General features: G+C 44.4%; 18 protein-coding genes and 1 pseudogene. 17 read left to right on the plus strand and 2 right to left on the minus strand.

Annotated features, from left to right (window positions below):
- The first annotated feature begins 2 nt into the window (after nucleotides 1–2).
- The 14 genes and pseudogenes from OM416_RS30585 to OM416_RS30655 all read left to right on the plus strand — a co-directional run bounded on the left by OM416_RS30585 (nucleotide 3) and on the right by OM416_RS30655 (nucleotide 9,426).
- Nucleotides 3–311: a KOW domain-containing RNA-binding protein gene (locus OM416_RS30585; protein ID WP_105406980.1), complete on the plus strand. Its 309-nt coding sequence runs from the start codon at nucleotides 3–5 to the stop codon at nucleotides 309–311.
- A 3-nt stretch (nucleotides 312–314) separates the two neighbouring features.
- Nucleotides 315–530, plus strand: a complete 216-nt coding sequence (infA, locus tag OM416_RS30590) for a translation initiation factor IF-1 (RefSeq protein WP_017692098.1) — start codon at nucleotides 315–317, stop codon at nucleotides 528–530.
- Between the two features lie 152 nt (nucleotides 531–682).
- Nucleotides 683–796, plus strand: a complete 114-nt coding sequence (rpmJ, locus tag OM416_RS30595; protein WP_003333770.1) for a 50S ribosomal protein L36 — start codon at nucleotides 683–685, stop codon at nucleotides 794–796.
- 20 nt (nucleotides 797–816) lie between these two features.
- Entirely contained in the window at nucleotides 817–1,185 is a 369-nt protein-coding gene (gene rpsM / locus OM416_RS30600) for a 30S ribosomal protein S13 (RefSeq protein ID WP_062329455.1), read from the plus strand.
- 19 nt (nucleotides 1,186–1,204) lie between these two features.
- Nucleotides 1,205–1,600, plus strand: coding sequence for a 30S ribosomal protein S11 (rpsK, locus tag OM416_RS30605; protein ID WP_017692100.1), 396 nt, complete (start codon nucleotides 1,205–1,207; stop codon nucleotides 1,598–1,600).
- A gap of 136 nt (nucleotides 1,601–1,736) precedes the next feature.
- Complete coding sequence (locus OM416_RS30610) at nucleotides 1,737–2,681, plus strand: DNA-directed RNA polymerase subunit alpha (RefSeq protein WP_017692101.1); 945 nt, start codon at nucleotides 1,737–1,739, stop codon at nucleotides 2,679–2,681.
- Nucleotides 2,682–2,715: 34 nt separating this feature from the next.
- A complete protein-coding gene (gene rplQ, locus OM416_RS30615; protein ID WP_105406981.1) occupies nucleotides 2,716–3,081 on the plus strand; it encodes a 50S ribosomal protein L17 in 366 nt (121 codons plus the stop codon).
- A 158-nt stretch (nucleotides 3,082–3,239) separates the two neighbouring features.
- Complete coding sequence (gene truA / locus OM416_RS30620; protein ID WP_264935936.1) at nucleotides 3,240–4,013, plus strand: tRNA pseudouridine(38-40) synthase TruA; 774 nt, start codon at nucleotides 3,240–3,242, stop codon at nucleotides 4,011–4,013.
- Nucleotides 4,014–4,221: 208 nt separating this feature from the next.
- The gene (gene rplM, locus OM416_RS30625; RefSeq protein WP_264935939.1) at nucleotides 4,222–4,659 is read left to right on the plus strand and encodes a 50S ribosomal protein L13; all 438 of its coding nucleotides are present in this window, start codon (nucleotides 4,222–4,224) and stop codon (nucleotides 4,657–4,659) included.
- 19 nt (nucleotides 4,660–4,678) lie between these two features.
- Entirely contained in the window at nucleotides 4,679–5,071 is a 393-nt protein-coding gene (rpsI, locus tag OM416_RS30630) for a 30S ribosomal protein S9 (protein ID WP_017692105.1), read from the plus strand.
- Between the two features lie 758 nt (nucleotides 5,072–5,829).
- Complete coding sequence (locus OM416_RS30635; RefSeq protein ID WP_264935942.1) at nucleotides 5,830–6,522, plus strand: phosphoadenylyl-sulfate reductase; 693 nt, start codon at nucleotides 5,830–5,832, stop codon at nucleotides 6,520–6,522.
- 22 nt (nucleotides 6,523–6,544) lie between these two features.
- Nucleotides 6,545–7,422, plus strand: a pseudogene (sat, locus tag OM416_RS30640) (sulfate adenylyltransferase).
- Between the two features lie 68 nt (nucleotides 7,423–7,490).
- Nucleotides 7,491–8,246 carry an N-acetylmuramoyl-L-alanine amidase CwlD gene (gene cwlD, locus OM416_RS30645; protein ID WP_169483052.1) on the plus strand — a complete coding sequence of 252 codons (756 nt, stop codon included), beginning with the start codon at nucleotides 7,491–7,493 and terminating at the stop codon, nucleotides 8,244–8,246.
- Between the two features lie 79 nt (nucleotides 8,247–8,325).
- Entirely contained in the window at nucleotides 8,326–9,426 is a 1,101-nt protein-coding gene (locus tag OM416_RS30655; RefSeq protein ID WP_319951948.1) for an Mrp/NBP35 family ATP-binding protein, read from the plus strand.
- An 84-nt stretch (nucleotides 9,427–9,510) separates the two neighbouring features.
- Here OM416_RS30655 and gerD read toward each other — a convergent pair whose 3' ends face one another.
- Complete coding sequence (gene gerD, locus OM416_RS30660; protein ID WP_264935945.1) at nucleotides 9,511–10,266, minus strand: spore germination lipoprotein GerD; 756 nt, start codon at nucleotides 10,264–10,266, stop codon at nucleotides 9,511–9,513.
- A 125-nt stretch (nucleotides 10,267–10,391) separates the two neighbouring features.
- Between gerD and OM416_RS30665 the strand changes: the two genes are divergently transcribed.
- The gene (locus OM416_RS30665; protein WP_264935947.1) at nucleotides 10,392–11,024 is read left to right on the plus strand and encodes a KinB-signaling pathway activation protein; all 633 of its coding nucleotides are present in this window, start codon (nucleotides 10,392–10,394) and stop codon (nucleotides 11,022–11,024) included.
- Between the two features lie 101 nt (nucleotides 11,025–11,125).
- On the opposite strand, the gene pdaB is transcribed toward OM416_RS30665, so the two are convergent.
- Nucleotides 11,126–11,902, minus strand: a complete 777-nt coding sequence (gene pdaB / locus OM416_RS30670; protein WP_076334115.1) for a polysaccharide deacetylase family sporulation protein PdaB — start codon at nucleotides 11,900–11,902, stop codon at nucleotides 11,126–11,128.
- Between the two features lie 122 nt (nucleotides 11,903–12,024).
- On the opposite strand from pdaB, the gene OM416_RS30675 reads away from it, so the two are divergent.
- Both OM416_RS30675 and OM416_RS30680 read left to right on the plus strand, forming a co-directional pair.
- Nucleotides 12,025–12,642: a stage II sporulation protein M gene (locus OM416_RS30675; RefSeq protein ID WP_264935950.1), complete on the plus strand. Its 618-nt coding sequence runs from the start codon at nucleotides 12,025–12,027 to the stop codon at nucleotides 12,640–12,642.
- A 155-nt stretch (nucleotides 12,643–12,797) separates the two neighbouring features.
- Nucleotides 12,798–13,028, plus strand: a complete 231-nt coding sequence (locus tag OM416_RS30680; protein WP_017692114.1) for a hypothetical protein — start codon at nucleotides 12,798–12,800, stop codon at nucleotides 13,026–13,028.
- The last annotated feature ends 414 nt before the right edge of the window (nucleotides 13,029–13,442 follow it).

A 13,442-nucleotide genomic window follows, 5' to 3' on the forward strand; every position in this document is an offset into this window, starting at 1 on the left:
GCATGAACAATCAGTCTAATCCGCAGCTCGGTCAACTTGTGAAGATCCGTAAAGGCCGCAATGCGGACCAAGCCGCAGTAATTGTTGCTATAGCGGACAGTAGGTTCGTATATATTGCGGATGGAGACAAACGGAAGTTTGATCAACCCAAGAAGAAGAGTCTTCTTCATCTTGAACTCCAGCCCATGATTAGCAGCGAGGTTGTGAACAGTTTAAACGAGTGTGGTCGGGTGACAAATGGAAAGCTCCGCTATGCGGTTCATTCATTTCTGGAATCCACCAACATTCAAGCTGAAGAGAAAGGAGACTGACTAATGGCCAAGGAAGATGTCATTGAAGTGGAAGGTACGGTTCTCGAACCGCTACCGAATGCAACATTCAAGGTTGAGCTTGAGAACGGTCATCAAATTCTCGCTCACGTTTCCGGAAAACTACGGATGCACTTTATCCGTATCCTGACTGGAGACAAAGTAGTTGTTCAGTTGTCGCCTTATGATTTAACAAAAGGGCGTATAACTTACCGTAAATAGTAGTAGACAGTTGCAATGAACTGTGAAGCTTATGAAGCGGGTTTTGCCCGGCAAAACTTGCGAAAGCTTCGAAGCCGGTTTTACAATAGTAGAACAAGGTCAATGCTTACGAAGAGGGTTTTGCTTAGCAAAACTTTGAGGAGGTAATTCACATGAAGGTAAGACCTTCGGTCAAGCCGATTTGCGAAAAGTGCAAAGTCATTCGCCGCAAAGGGAATGTTATGGTTATCTGTGAAAATCCGAAACACAAACAAAAACAAGGTTAAAGAAGGGGGTGTAGCGTAAAATGGCACGTATAGCTGGTGTGGATTTGCCACGTGATAAGCGCGTTGAGATCGCCTTGACTTATATTTTCGGAATCGGTAAAACGACTTCCCAGAAAATTCTGAGCACAACAGGCATCAATCCGGACACTCGTGTTCGTGATTTGACGGAAGATGAAGTCAGCAAATTGCGTGAAAGTATCGATAAAGAGGTCAAAGTAGAAGGTGACCTGCGTCGAGAAATCTCTTTGAATATTAAACGTTTGACGGAGATCGGTTGTTACCGTGGAGTTCGTCATCGTCGTGGTCTGCCTGTTCGTGGACAACGTACGAAAACGAATGCTCGTACTCGTAAAGGTCCTCGTCGTACAGTAGCGAACAAGAAGAAATAATAAGGGGGGATAAGAGAAAATGGCTAAACCGAAAAAAGTCGTACGTACTAAACGTCGTGACCGTAAGAATATTGAATCTGGCGTGGCGCATATCCGTTCCACTTTCAATAACACTATCGTTACTATTACGGATCCTCACGGAAATGCAATTTCGTGGGCAAGCTCAGGCGGCCTCGGATTCAGAGGTTCCCGTAAATCGACTCCGTTTGCTGCACAAATGGCTGCTGAGACTGCTGCCAAAGCTGCAATGGAACATGGGATGAAAGCCGTTGAGGTTATGGTTAAAGGACCAGGCGCAGGCCGTGAAGCAGCGATCCGCTCTTTGCAAGCTGCTGGTCTTGAAGTTAACCTGATCAAAGACGTAACTCCAGTCCCGCATAACGGATGCCGTCCTCCAAAACGTCGTCGTGTCTAATGAGATTTGCCCCTGCGTGTGGTATATTTCCGGCACAATCTGCTAATAATGGTTGTTTAGGCATACTACTACATGTTTTCGCAAGAGAAGGTAAATGTTTCATAGAGGACCGACGTTTTGAAGGAGGGGTATTGCAGTGATTGAAATCGAAAAGCCGAAAATTGAGACGGTAGACGTCAACGATGATGGCACCTATGGGAAATTCGTAGTAGAACCGCTTGAGCGCGGATACGGTACGACGCTTGGAAACTCGCTTCGCCGAATCTTGCTCTCGTCACTGCCGGGTGCGGCAGTGTCTTCGGTTCAAATCGATGGCGTTCTGCATGAATTTGCTACAGTTCCTGGCGTAATGGAAGATGTTACTGAGGTTATTCTTAACCTGAAAGCTTTGTCGCTTAAGATTCATTCGGATGAGGAGAAAGTGCTCGAGATTGATGCTGAAGGCGAAGGAGCAATTACGGCTGGAGATATCCGTGCTGACTCCGATGTGGAAATCCTTAACCCGGATTTACACATTGCTACGCTCGGACCAGGTTCGAGACTTCACATGCGTATTTTTGCCAATCGCGGTCGCGGCTACGTCCAGGCAGATCGGAATAAACGCGATGACCAGCCGATCGGCGTCATCCCAGTCGATTCCATCTTCACCCCGATCAGTCGCGTTAACTACGCTGTGGAAAATACGCGTGTCGGTCAAGTGACCAACTATGACAAGCTCACGTTGGAAGTTTGGACTGATGGAAGTATTCGTCCTGAAGAGGCTGTAAGCCTTGGCGCTAAAATTTTGACTGAGCATTTGATGCTCTTCGTGGGTCTTACAGACGAAGCGAAAGATGCAGAGATCATGGTCGAAAAAGAAGAAGACAAAAAAGAAAAAGTACTCGAAATGACGATCGAAGAGCTGGATCTCTCTGTTCGTTCCTACAACTGCCTCAAACGTGCCGGTATTAATACTGTGCAAGAGCTGACTACGAAAACGGAAGAAGACATGATGAAAGTCCGTAACCTCGGACGTAAGTCTTTGGAAGAAGTTCAAGAGAAGCTTGAGGAACTTGGTTTGGGACTCCGTACAGAAGAATAGACAGCCGAGTACTTGAAGTGAAGGAGGGAAAACAATGGCATATCAAAAGTTGGGCCGTAATTCCAGCGCACGTAAAGCTTTGTTCCGTGACTTGGTAACCGACCTGTTCTTATACGAACGTATTCAGACAACTGAAGCGAAAGCAAAAGAGGTTCGTTCTATTGCTGAAAAAATTATCACTAAAGCGAAAAAGGGAGATCTTCATGCCCGTCGCCAAGTGGCAGCTTATGTTCGTCGCGAAACTATCGATGGTGAGCAAGATGCAATCCAAAAACTGTTTAGCGAATTGTCTACTCGTTACGCTGAGCGTCCAGGTGGATACACTCGTATCCTGAAACTGGGACCTCGTCGTGGTGACGCTGCGCCAATGGTTTACTTGGAACTGGTAGACCGCGCGTAAAACAGATGAGATGAGGAAAGGGGCAGAATCAACGATTCTGGATTAACCCTTTTTTTCTCTTCATTTCGGATTTCGTGCTGTAATAGAAGCTCCGTAAGGAGCTTCTTTTGCTGTTCGGGATAGGGATATGTATAGTATGGAACAAAGGTGTGGTAATAATGCGGAACTTATGTATGACGTTAACTTATGATGGCACTGCCTATTACGGCTTTCAAGTACAGCCGGGAGGGAATACCATTCAGGACTATCTTGAAGATGCAATTCGTGCACTGACCGGTGAGACTATTAAAATTACAGGATCAGGTAGAACGGATGCAGGTGTTCACGCCCGCAGACAGATCTTCAATTTTCCTACGGAGTCCCAGATCCCGATTGAACGTTGGTGTGGTGCACTCAACTCTAGATTACCATCCGATATTGTCGTTATTGATGCAACTGAGATGCCGACTAATTTTCATTCTCGCTACGCAGCGAAAAAGAAAACATATCGTTATACTATCAATGCGAATCAATTTCCGGATGTATTCAATAGAAGATTGCAGTATCATCATCATGCGAAGCTGGACATTATGGCAATGCAGGAGGGCTTACGTCACTTCATAGGCACGTATGATTTCACCTCCTTTGCTTCACGCAAGTCTCAGAAAGAGAATCATGTTCGTTCGGTATACGAAGCATGGATGGAAGTGGACCGATCAATGTGCAGAGACCATCCGCGTGATCAGGGTGTCATTCACATTTATGTGAGTGGTAACGGCTTTTTGCAGCATATGGTTCGTATCATTGTAGGGACACTGCTGGTAATCGGAGAGGGCAAACGGAAAGCCTCTGATGTACCGAATATGATTGCTGCATGTAATCGATCTGCTGCAGGACCTACTGCAGTTAGCTGTGGTTTAATGCTCTGGGATCTTGAATACCAAGTTGATTAAATTTAGTGAGTAATTACACTTAAATAACACTTGCGATTTAATTGATTATCCTGTAATATAAAAGTTGTGTTTTCTTAATGGCTTTCCCACAGCCCCAATTAAGATGTTCACATCGAAATTTAACAATCCATCAACACCTAAAGTTATAACCTAACGAACGAAGATAAATGAAAATAATGATTTTGAACATTTTAAGGAGGAACTTTTCATGCGTACTACGTACATGGCGAAGCCTAACGAAGTTGAGCGCCAATGGCACATCATTGATGCTGAAGGCAAAACCCTCGGACGTTTGGCGAGCGAAGCAGCTGCTTTGATTCGCGGCAAACATAAGCCACAATTCACTACACACGTGGACACTGGCGATTTCGTTGTTATCATCAATGCTGAGAAAATCGTATTGACTGGTAAGAAACTGCAAGGTAAAAAATACTACCGTCACTCGATGCACCCAGGTGGTTTGAAAGTAACTACGGCTGAAGAAATGATCAAGAACAAACCTGAGCGTGTGTTGGAATTGGCTGTTCGCGGTATGCTTCCTAAAACTCGCATGGGCGAGAAAATGAAGCTGAGACTTAAAGCGTACAAAGGCACTGAGCATCCACATGCAGCACAAAAACCAGAAGTTTACGAACTTCGCGGTTAATTAAAAGGAGGACAGTTTCATGGCACAAGTACAATACTATGGGACAGGTCGTCGTAAACATTCGGTAGCACGTGTTCGCCTTGTACCGGGTGAAGGACGCATTGTCATCAATAAACGTGATATTAATGAATACTTCGGTTTGGAAACACTCAAACTGATCGTAAAACAACCACTGAACTTGACAGAAACGCTTAACAACTATGACGTTCTTGTTATTGCTCATGGTGGCGGAATCTCCGGTCAAGCCGGCGCAATCCGTCATGGTATCTCCCGCGCTCTGTTGAAAGCAGATCCGGAATACCGTGCATCCCTGAAAAAAGCAGGATTCCTGACTCGTGACCCACGTATGAAAGAGCGTAAAAAATACGGTCTTAAAGCTGCTCGTCGCGCACCTCAGTTCTCCAAACGTTAATATTAAAAGCCTTTGGCCTCGGTCAAAGGCTTTTTTATATATTCATGACAACTCACCTTATACTGCTTCAGTTTGTGTAATAGCTCTGATATCTCTCCACATACTTGTAGATAGTACCTTCATTACCTTTTTAGAATTCTCTTAATGTTCCTTAATACAATCATTTAATATGTGCGTTATTACATCTTACATAACCTCTTTAAATCCGTTTACATCATTTGATGTACTCTTATCTGTCTTTCACCTCCACTTTCTATATCAGCTCCTTATATGGTCCTCTGTTAGGGCTCAAGCCGAATTTTCTGAATGCATTCGGTTAGGGTAAACCTCATCAGTATTTCTTATGGAAACGATAAAAGTCCCTTACATATCAATTGCTATATGTTGAAATCATGGTCTCCTTAAAATCTGTTCTTCTCTTTCTTCATTATCAATAAACTGGTGCTATTTTGATTCTGCTCTTGAAGAGAAGAATGATGCAAACCCAACAGCAGCAAAGGTTTCCAAGGTTAGGTGATCTATTTTGATCTGCCCGTTGGCTTTGAACAACATGATTGTTTTTATCTGAAGAACAGAGAAATGCGTAAACTGTACCAAAATAATGTTTGCGAGTGGCGTTTAAATGTGGGCAAAAACTGATTTATTTTACCATATGGCAGGCATTGACATCCCCAATGAAAGTTTTATACTAAACATAATTCATATTAGATTAGTCGGCTTTAGAATGTATTGAAATGCAGAATGGGGGGAATTCACAGATGAACTTGTTGGAGAAAGAAGAATTGGCACGGACCAAGGCAGAGGAACTGGAACATGCGAGTCCAGAGGATATTATTCGGTATGCGATTGAGACATTTCCAAATATCACTTTTGCATGTAGTTTTGGTGCAGAAGATGTTGTACTTGTAGATATGCTGCAAAAGATCAGCCCATCCACAGATATTTTTTATCTGGATACGGATTTTCACTTTAAGGAAACATACGAAACACGTGATAAGATGCAGGAGAATTATAACCTGGAATTTGTACGTGTATCACCTAAGATTACGCCTGAAGAGCAGGCAGCTCAACATGGTGAAAAAATGTGGAAGTCTGACCCCAACGGATGTTGCAATATCCGCAAAGTCGAGCCACTGACGCGTATTCTTTCACAGTACGATGCATGGATTACAGGTATCCGTAGAGATCAAGCGCCAACCCGTGCAAATTCGAAAAAGATTGAATATGACTCAAAATTCGGCTTGATGAAGTTTAATCCAATTGCGCATTGGACGACGGAAGATGTATGGCAATATATTCGTGACAATAACGTTGTATATAACCCGCTTCATGATCAGAACTACCCGAGTATTGGTTGTGAGCATTGCACACGTCAAGTTATGCCTGGCGAGGACCCACGTGCTGGACGCTGGTCTGGTAATGATAAAACGGAATGTGGCCTTCATAAATAATAGATAAACAAGGAGCTACAAGATGACATCGATTCTGCCTCATGGAGGTACGCTGGTGCAGCGTATCGTACAAGGAGAAGAACGAGAGCAGTTGTTGCAAGACAGTATGAATTTATCCTCTATGCGTATTAATACTTGGACGATATCAGATTTGGATCTGATTGGTGTGGGTCATTCTCACCACTTCAGGGATTCTTGAATGAGGAAGATTATCTATCCGTTGTGTCTCGCATGCGTCTTGCGGATGGAACCGTCTGGAGTATTCCTATTACACTTGCTGTTGACGATAAACAGGCGGCATCCCTCCAGATTGGTGAACGTGTTAAACTTGTTGGTGATCAAGATGGGGTAACCTATGGTTTGCTTGAAGTTCAAAGTATATACCAGGTGGATCAGGGTGAAGAAGCACGGCGTGTTTTCAAAACAGATGATCCAGAGCACTCGGGTGTCAAAAAACTGTTGGAGCGTCCTGCAACATATGTGGGAGGTCCAATCCAAGTTCTGAATCGTCCGAAACCAATGAAGAGTTATTTGGTATTGCTGGAGAACTATTATCCGGCTGATCGTGCGTTTCTTGGCGTGTTCCCCGCAGCTATGCGGTATGCCGGCCCACGAGAGCTATTTTTCATGCGATGGTCCGCAAAAAATTACGGTTGTACTAACTTTACAGCAGAGGAACTGGGGATCACTCCGTTGTTCTTCGAATATAATTTCTTCTGTACCAAATGTGGAAATATGGCATCCAGCAAAACTTGTCATGATAAGGAACACCACATGGCGCTTTCCGGCACCAAAGTGAGAGGGTTGCTACGTGACGGCCAATGCCCTCCACCTGAATTTACACGTCCTGAGGTAGCTGAGGTGCTAATTGAAGGAATGGTGGAGCAAGTCCGGTCCTAAGGGTATATTTGTCCATCTTGTCCCATATAGATGATTAGAGTCATTTATAGGGACGAGGTGGTTTTTTTATGCGTAAAAATATGGGGAAGCACTTTGTAGTCTGGATCAGGTTAAAGACAATCAAAAGGGTCATGTTGAGCCTCGGTTTGCTGGCCATGTTGGTGGCGGTAATGTCCTATGAGCTGCCTTCCGCTAAGACGTCAGGTTACTGGAGTTTGCCGATGGCGGGTAAAGTCATTGCAATTGATGCAGGACACGGAGGTCCAGATGGAGGGGCGGTAAGTAAACAGGGGGTTATTGAAAAGGATATCAACCTGGCTATTGCCTTGTATGTAAGGGATTATTTGCAACAGGCAGGGGCCTTAGTGGTGATGACACGAGAAATAGACACCGATCTTGCGGAATCGGACACCAGAGGGTACTCCAAACGCAAGACGGAAGACCTAAAACAAAGAGTACGGCGGATAGAGGATAAACAAGCCGATCTCTTTATCAGCATTCACATGAACAGTGTTCCTTCAAACCGATGGAGTGGAGCGCAGGTTTTCTATACACCTAACCATCCGGATAACGAAGGACTGGCCAATCTGCTTCAACAAGAGATGGTTCGTAATCTGGAGAATACAGATCGAATCGCCAAAACGGTGAATACGGTTTATCTTTTGCAGGCTCTGAAGATCCCGTCAGCGCTGGTAGAAGTGGGTTTTCTTTCTCATCCAGAAGAAGCACGTATGCTCGCGGACGAAGCTTATCAACGTAAAGTAGCTGCTTCGATCTATAATGGGGTTCTAAGATATTCCTCAGGAGAACGACCTAAAAGTTAGTCACAACCAGAAAGGTAATGATATAATTGGAACAGCATACCTAATTACATGCCAATAGATAAAGCTGAGGTGCTGTCTGATGTTATCAAAAGAACAGATACTTGAACTATTACAGCCATTACAAGAACCGCAATTGGGAGTAAGTCTGACCGAACTGGAATGGGTTCGTGATATTATGGTGAAAGAAAATCATGTGGCTCTGACCATGGTGACACTGGAGAACCGACCTGAGGATACAACAGCCTTGAGTGATGCAGCGCGTAACCTGCTGTCCCAGCACGGAATGAAGGATGTACATATTCGCGTGCGTGCAGCTTCTGAGCATGATCGTGAGAGCCTGAATATGGGACAACCCGATAATGAGCCAGATCGGGACGAAGTGCTTGTGAAAGGTCATGCAGCGGGTCTGGATGGACACGAGCTGTTAAGTCCTGAATCGGGCGTTCGGTTTATCGCAGTGGCCAGTGGTAAAGGTGGTGTTGGTAAATCAACGGTTACCGTTAATCTGGCTGCAGCCTTGGCACGACAAGGTAAGAAAGTGGGATTAATTGATGCCGACATCTACGGCTTTAGTGTACCCGACATGATGGGGATTGAGGAACATCCGGTCGTGGAAGATGGCGTTATTCAGCCGGTTGAGCGTTTCGGCGTCAAAGTCATGTCGATGGGCTTCTTTATTCGGGAGAACAATCCGGTAATCTGGCGTGGACCCATGCTCGGTCGGATGCTGCGTCAATTCTTTACTGATGTCCAGTGGGGTGAGTTGGATTATATGTTATTGGACTTGCCACCAGGTACGGGAGATGTCGCTTTGGATGTGCATCAGATGTTGCCACAGAGCAAGGAAATCATTGTTACCACGCCGCATGCAACAGCAGCTTTTGTCGCAGCACGTGCAGGTGCGATGGCCATTCAGACCGATCATGAGTTACTTGGTGTGGTTGAGAATATGGCTTACTACGAGTGCGGCAGTTGCGGTGAGAAGGATTATGTCTTTGGTCGTGGAGGCGGGGGAAGGCTTGCTGAGAGTCTGCATACGAGCTTGCTTGCCCAGATTCCTTTAGGTACTCCGGATAATCATCCTTCCGAGCCTGATTTTTCACCTTCTGTGTACAAAGCAGATTCCCGTATAGGAGCCATCTACGATGAAGTTGCACGATCCATTGAATCGAAATTCTAATGGCATGAGTGTATAAATACAAATAAAGCCTGCGTCCATTTGGATGCAGGCTTTCAGTTTCTAAGGTGTATCAACACCTACTGTTTATGAACCTCCGCCTCCGCCAGAATCTCCACTGCTTCCACCATCTCCGCCATCACTACCACCCTGCCCCTGGCCATCTTGTTGCCCACCTTGCTCTTGCCCCTGTTGTCCGCCACTTTCTACTTTGGGTTGCAATTCGTCCTGTACAACCTTCTTGAGTAAAGTGAGTACTTCCATCCGGAACAACGGGTTTTGCATGACTTCCTGCATAACAGTCATCGTTTGTTTGCGATAATCAGGAGTCTTGGTCATATCCATGAACATCTTGGATACCTCAGGTGACTTCATGATGTCCCCAACAGACTTTTGATATGTGGGATCTTTAATCAACTGCATGTGAAGCTGTTTGCTTTGAGCGTTGATCACTTTGGCAAATTCACCGGCAAACTGTGGATCTGTCATGATCTTTTCGAATTCCTTCTGGTATTCGGGAGCTGTAATGGTATCTTTTACTGCAATACGTATTTGTTCCGAAGATTGCACAGGCATTAACATTTTCATACCAATGGTTCCCGAACCACCACCCGATCCGCCGCCACCTTCTTCTGAACTACCACCACTGGATGAGCTTTGACCTGTAAGAGCTTCCTCCACCGCTTTCTTGCCTTCATCACTTTTTAAAATATCTACAACCATCGTTTTCATCTCTTTATAACTGCCCTGAGGAGGCGAAGAACTCTGATCTGAACCGCAGCCGGCAAGCATGACGGATAGCCCCAGTACGACACAGCATAGCTGCCACAAAGGCCGTTTCATGTGTACAATCCCTCCTTGATTAGATACTGGATGTAGTATGTGATGGGAAAGGGGGAAATATGTTGAGCAATGATGGTTTTTTGCTGTGAAGGTTGGTAAAATAAACACTCGGGGGTGGAAAACATTTGAATTTACGTAAATGGTTTTTCCTATTTTGGACAGCCTTGCTTATTGGGGCCGCAGGAGCACTAGGTACAGGGTTGATTATGATGCTGGTGAACGGAGAGAAAACAAATGGATTAAATGATTTTCTTCTGTATCTTCTGATACTCTTTGGATCAGGGGTAATGATCAGCGTGTATTCACAAATGGGTTTCTTTGCATATCTGATATTAAATTATATGGGTAAAGGTGTATTTCCAAAGCGTGGTTGGCAGATCGTGCAGATTGTACTAACGGTGTTAGCCCTGCTTGACGTGATGTTTTTGCGCCTGTTTGTTGGGGGAAACCGGGAGCGCATATCTGATATTGTGCTAGGTATCATTATTTTGGCAGCTGCAATTGTTACCGCTTACGTTAAAGTGAAACTGACTCATATCTCCGCGCTTGTACCTACACTTTTTTTCATGATTGCCGTCACCATAGTGGAGACGATCGGCGTATTACGTATTGATGTGAATGCTGCAACCATATTTATTGTGGTTCCTTTGCTCTTATGTAATGCATACCAAATGCTGATATTGCACAGGCTGGTGGATGTATCTACGAACCGGCGTGTAAGTGGAAAGGCAGAACAGTTAAAAGAAAGCCGCGCATAGAATACGTTTTGCATAAAAAAACATACTAAAAAGAGCTAACCTGGTTAGCTCTTTTCAACATTTAACCTCGTGTTTGGGCTGTCGCTCCAGCAAGCAACCACTTACTGACTACTGGCTTGATCACGAACTTCCTTACCTTCTACACTGGAATGGTTAAGCAACTCAGACACGGTTACGAATTCATAGCCCTGGTTTTTCAATTTGTCGATAATGACAGGGAGTGCTTCATGAGTCTGTTTGGAGGAATCGCTTGCATGCAGCAGAACGATGTCACCTGGATGTGCTTTACTAACCACGCGATCCACAATGGTCTGTACACCAGGGTTTTTCCAATCCAGAGAATCAGTATCCCACTGTACAACCTGATAGTTCAGACTATTAGCTACCTGAAGCACACGCTTGTCAAAGTCCCCGTTGGGCAGACGCAGTAATTTCGGTTCTTTTCCCGTTAAATCGGTTAAAATGCTATGAGCTGTCGAAATTTCTTTGCGAATTTCTTCCTCGGTCAGGCTGCTGTAATTCTCATGTCTATGTCCATGGCTGCCAATTTCATATCCTGCATCTTTGATAGCTGTGACAATTTCAGGGTGTGTCTTGCTCCAGGGGGAGGAAAGGAAAAAGGTTGCCTTCTGCACTTTGTTCTCCTGAAGAACTTTCAGAATTGGCTCTGTCCGTTTATCACCCCAGCTAATGTCAAAGGTTAGAGCAATCACTTTCTTCTCGGTTGGAACGCTGTAGACGGCTGATGGTGCTTCCTCAGAGAATACGGAGACATTACCTCTCTCCAGATAGATAATACCGATCGCAAAGACGGCAGCAACCAGGACAATCAAGTAACGTTTAATCTTTTTGCCGCTAAATACATAGAACGAGTTCATTTCAATAAGCGCCCCTCTCCCATAAGAAATGCTTGTTTACTCTCCAATGTATGCTCGTACTGCCCAGTTATTCGTCACTGAACCTTGTTTGTCCATCATTTTAGATTCTAAAGGAGGTTATTATGTTAAAATTCAGTACATTTCTTAGAGATCTTGGTTCCATCCGTAGTGCATTGATTTGGTCCGTGGTTTTGTTTGCCGCAGGAATAGGGGCGGGATGGGTGAGTACAGGCCCACTGGAGGACTTGTTGTTGAACCAAATCGGAGGATTACGCGAGGTCAGTGAACGACTGGAGCAGGGAGGCAATGTGCAATGGAACTTCTTCCTGTTTATCTTTTTCAATAATGCCATCAAAAGCGTACTTGTCATCTATGCCGGTATATTCTTCGGAATTCTGCCTGTCATCTTCCTGTTGATCAATGGGATGGTTCTTGGATTTGTTGTTCACACCACGATGAATTATGGAGCAAGCTTCTATGATATTGTGGTTAAAGGATTACTTCCGCATGGCATTATTGAGATTCCGGTCATTATCATTGCTTGCGCATTCGGACTGAAGTTTGGTGGACTGGTTCTCAAAAGCCTTGTACAACTTGGAAGCGACAAACGAAATTCCATTGGTACACGGTGGAGAGTATTCATGAACAGAACGTTAACCGCATCCTTCTGGGTTGTTATCTTGCTTCTTGTTGCAGCGATCATTGAAAGCACACTTACGTATGCTCTGGTGAGAGGATAAAATTTTTGTGATGGTTGTTATTCATAAATTTTCAGAAAGTTGACCATAACAATAAAACGGGTTCCAGCAGCACCCACAAAAAGCGAATGCACGGGGTGTTGCATGAAACTTGTGTAAGTGTGATAAAGAGGCTATGCACAAAAAGGAGAACTCTAATGCTGGGTATGTTGTTTAACGAGAAGGAATGCAAGGAACTGGACTATGTGCTGCGTAAAGAATTAGATGAAATGCTGTTCGATCTAAGTGATAATCGTCTTGATCAAGAGATCAAATATGCTATCGCGAGCCGATATAAGACTGTGTTCCGTATGTATGCACGCTTTGCCCCGCCAAAAGAGTTGTCCAAGTATGCAAGAGGTGGGAAGCTGAAAAAGTCGAAGCCATAGTGCTGAAGCTGGTCATATATTCGGTGTACAGTAGTGGAAGTGAGGTGCGGCTCTTCATAGCGGGTGCTGTACCTCTGAACCATGATAATGCTGAAATTGTTGAGGGTTTCATACTTTTTGTCGAAAAAGGGTTGACCTTTCTAATTTCATATGGTAAATTAATTTTCGTTCCTTTTTTAGGAGCGGTTCACCGAAACAAGCATGAAAATAAAGCGATTGAAAATAATCGAAAAATAATGCTTGCAAAGAGAACTTAAACATGATATATTATAAAAGTCGCCGCTGAAACGACGACAACATGAAAGGCAGCAACAAATTGAATGTTTGATCTTTGAAAACTGAACAACGAGTGAGTAACGATCTTGCTTGCAAGATCGATGCTGAGAAATGGGTACAAGTCTTCGGACTGTATGA

The organism is Paenibacillus sp. LS1, assembly GCF_026013365.1.
Taxonomy (GTDB): Bacteria; Bacillota; Bacilli; order Paenibacillales; family Paenibacillaceae; genus Paenibacillus.

Coding starts and splice junctions, on each gene's coding strand:
- rpmJ (WP_003333770.1), top strand. CDS start 683: ATGAAGGTAAGACCTTCGGTCAAGCCGATTTGCGAAAAGTGCAAAGTC.
- truA (WP_264935936.1), top strand. CDS start 3,240: ATGCGGAACTTATGTATGACGTTAACTTATGATGGCACTGCCTATTAC.
- infA (WP_017692098.1), top strand. CDS start 315: ATGGCCAAGGAAGATGTCATTGAAGTGGAAGGTACGGTTCTCGAACCG.
- rplM (WP_264935939.1), top strand. CDS start 4,222: ATGCGTACTACGTACATGGCGAAGCCTAACGAAGTTGAGCGCCAATGG.
- rplQ (WP_105406981.1), top strand. CDS start 2,716: ATGGCATATCAAAAGTTGGGCCGTAATTCCAGCGCACGTAAAGCTTTG.
- gerD (WP_264935945.1), bottom strand. CDS start 10,266: ATGAAACGGCCTTTGTGGCAGCTATGCTGTGTCGTACTGGGGCTATCC.
- OM416_RS30635 (WP_264935942.1), top strand. CDS start 5,830: ATGAACTTGTTGGAGAAAGAAGAATTGGCACGGACCAAGGCAGAGGAA.
- OM416_RS30655 (WP_319951948.1), top strand. CDS start 8,326: ATGTTATCAAAAGAACAGATACTTGAACTATTACAGCCATTACAAGAA.
- OM416_RS30680 (WP_017692114.1), top strand. CDS start 12,798: ATGCTGGGTATGTTGTTTAACGAGAAGGAATGCAAGGAACTGGACTAT.
- OM416_RS30585 (WP_105406980.1), top strand. CDS start 3: ATGAACAATCAGTCTAATCCGCAGCTCGGTCAACTTGTGAAGATCCGT.
- OM416_RS30675 (WP_264935950.1), top strand. CDS start 12,025: ATGTTAAAATTCAGTACATTTCTTAGAGATCTTGGTTCCATCCGTAGT.
- rpsK (WP_017692100.1), top strand. CDS start 1,205: ATGGCTAAACCGAAAAAAGTCGTACGTACTAAACGTCGTGACCGTAAG.
- rpsI (WP_017692105.1), top strand. CDS start 4,679: ATGGCACAAGTACAATACTATGGGACAGGTCGTCGTAAACATTCGGTA.
- rpsM (WP_062329455.1), top strand. CDS start 817: ATGGCACGTATAGCTGGTGTGGATTTGCCACGTGATAAGCGCGTTGAG.
- cwlD (WP_169483052.1), top strand. CDS start 7,491: ATGCGTAAAAATATGGGGAAGCACTTTGTAGTCTGGATCAGGTTAAAG.
- pdaB (WP_076334115.1), bottom strand. CDS start 11,902: ATGAACTCGTTCTATGTATTTAGCGGCAAAAAGATTAAACGTTACTTG.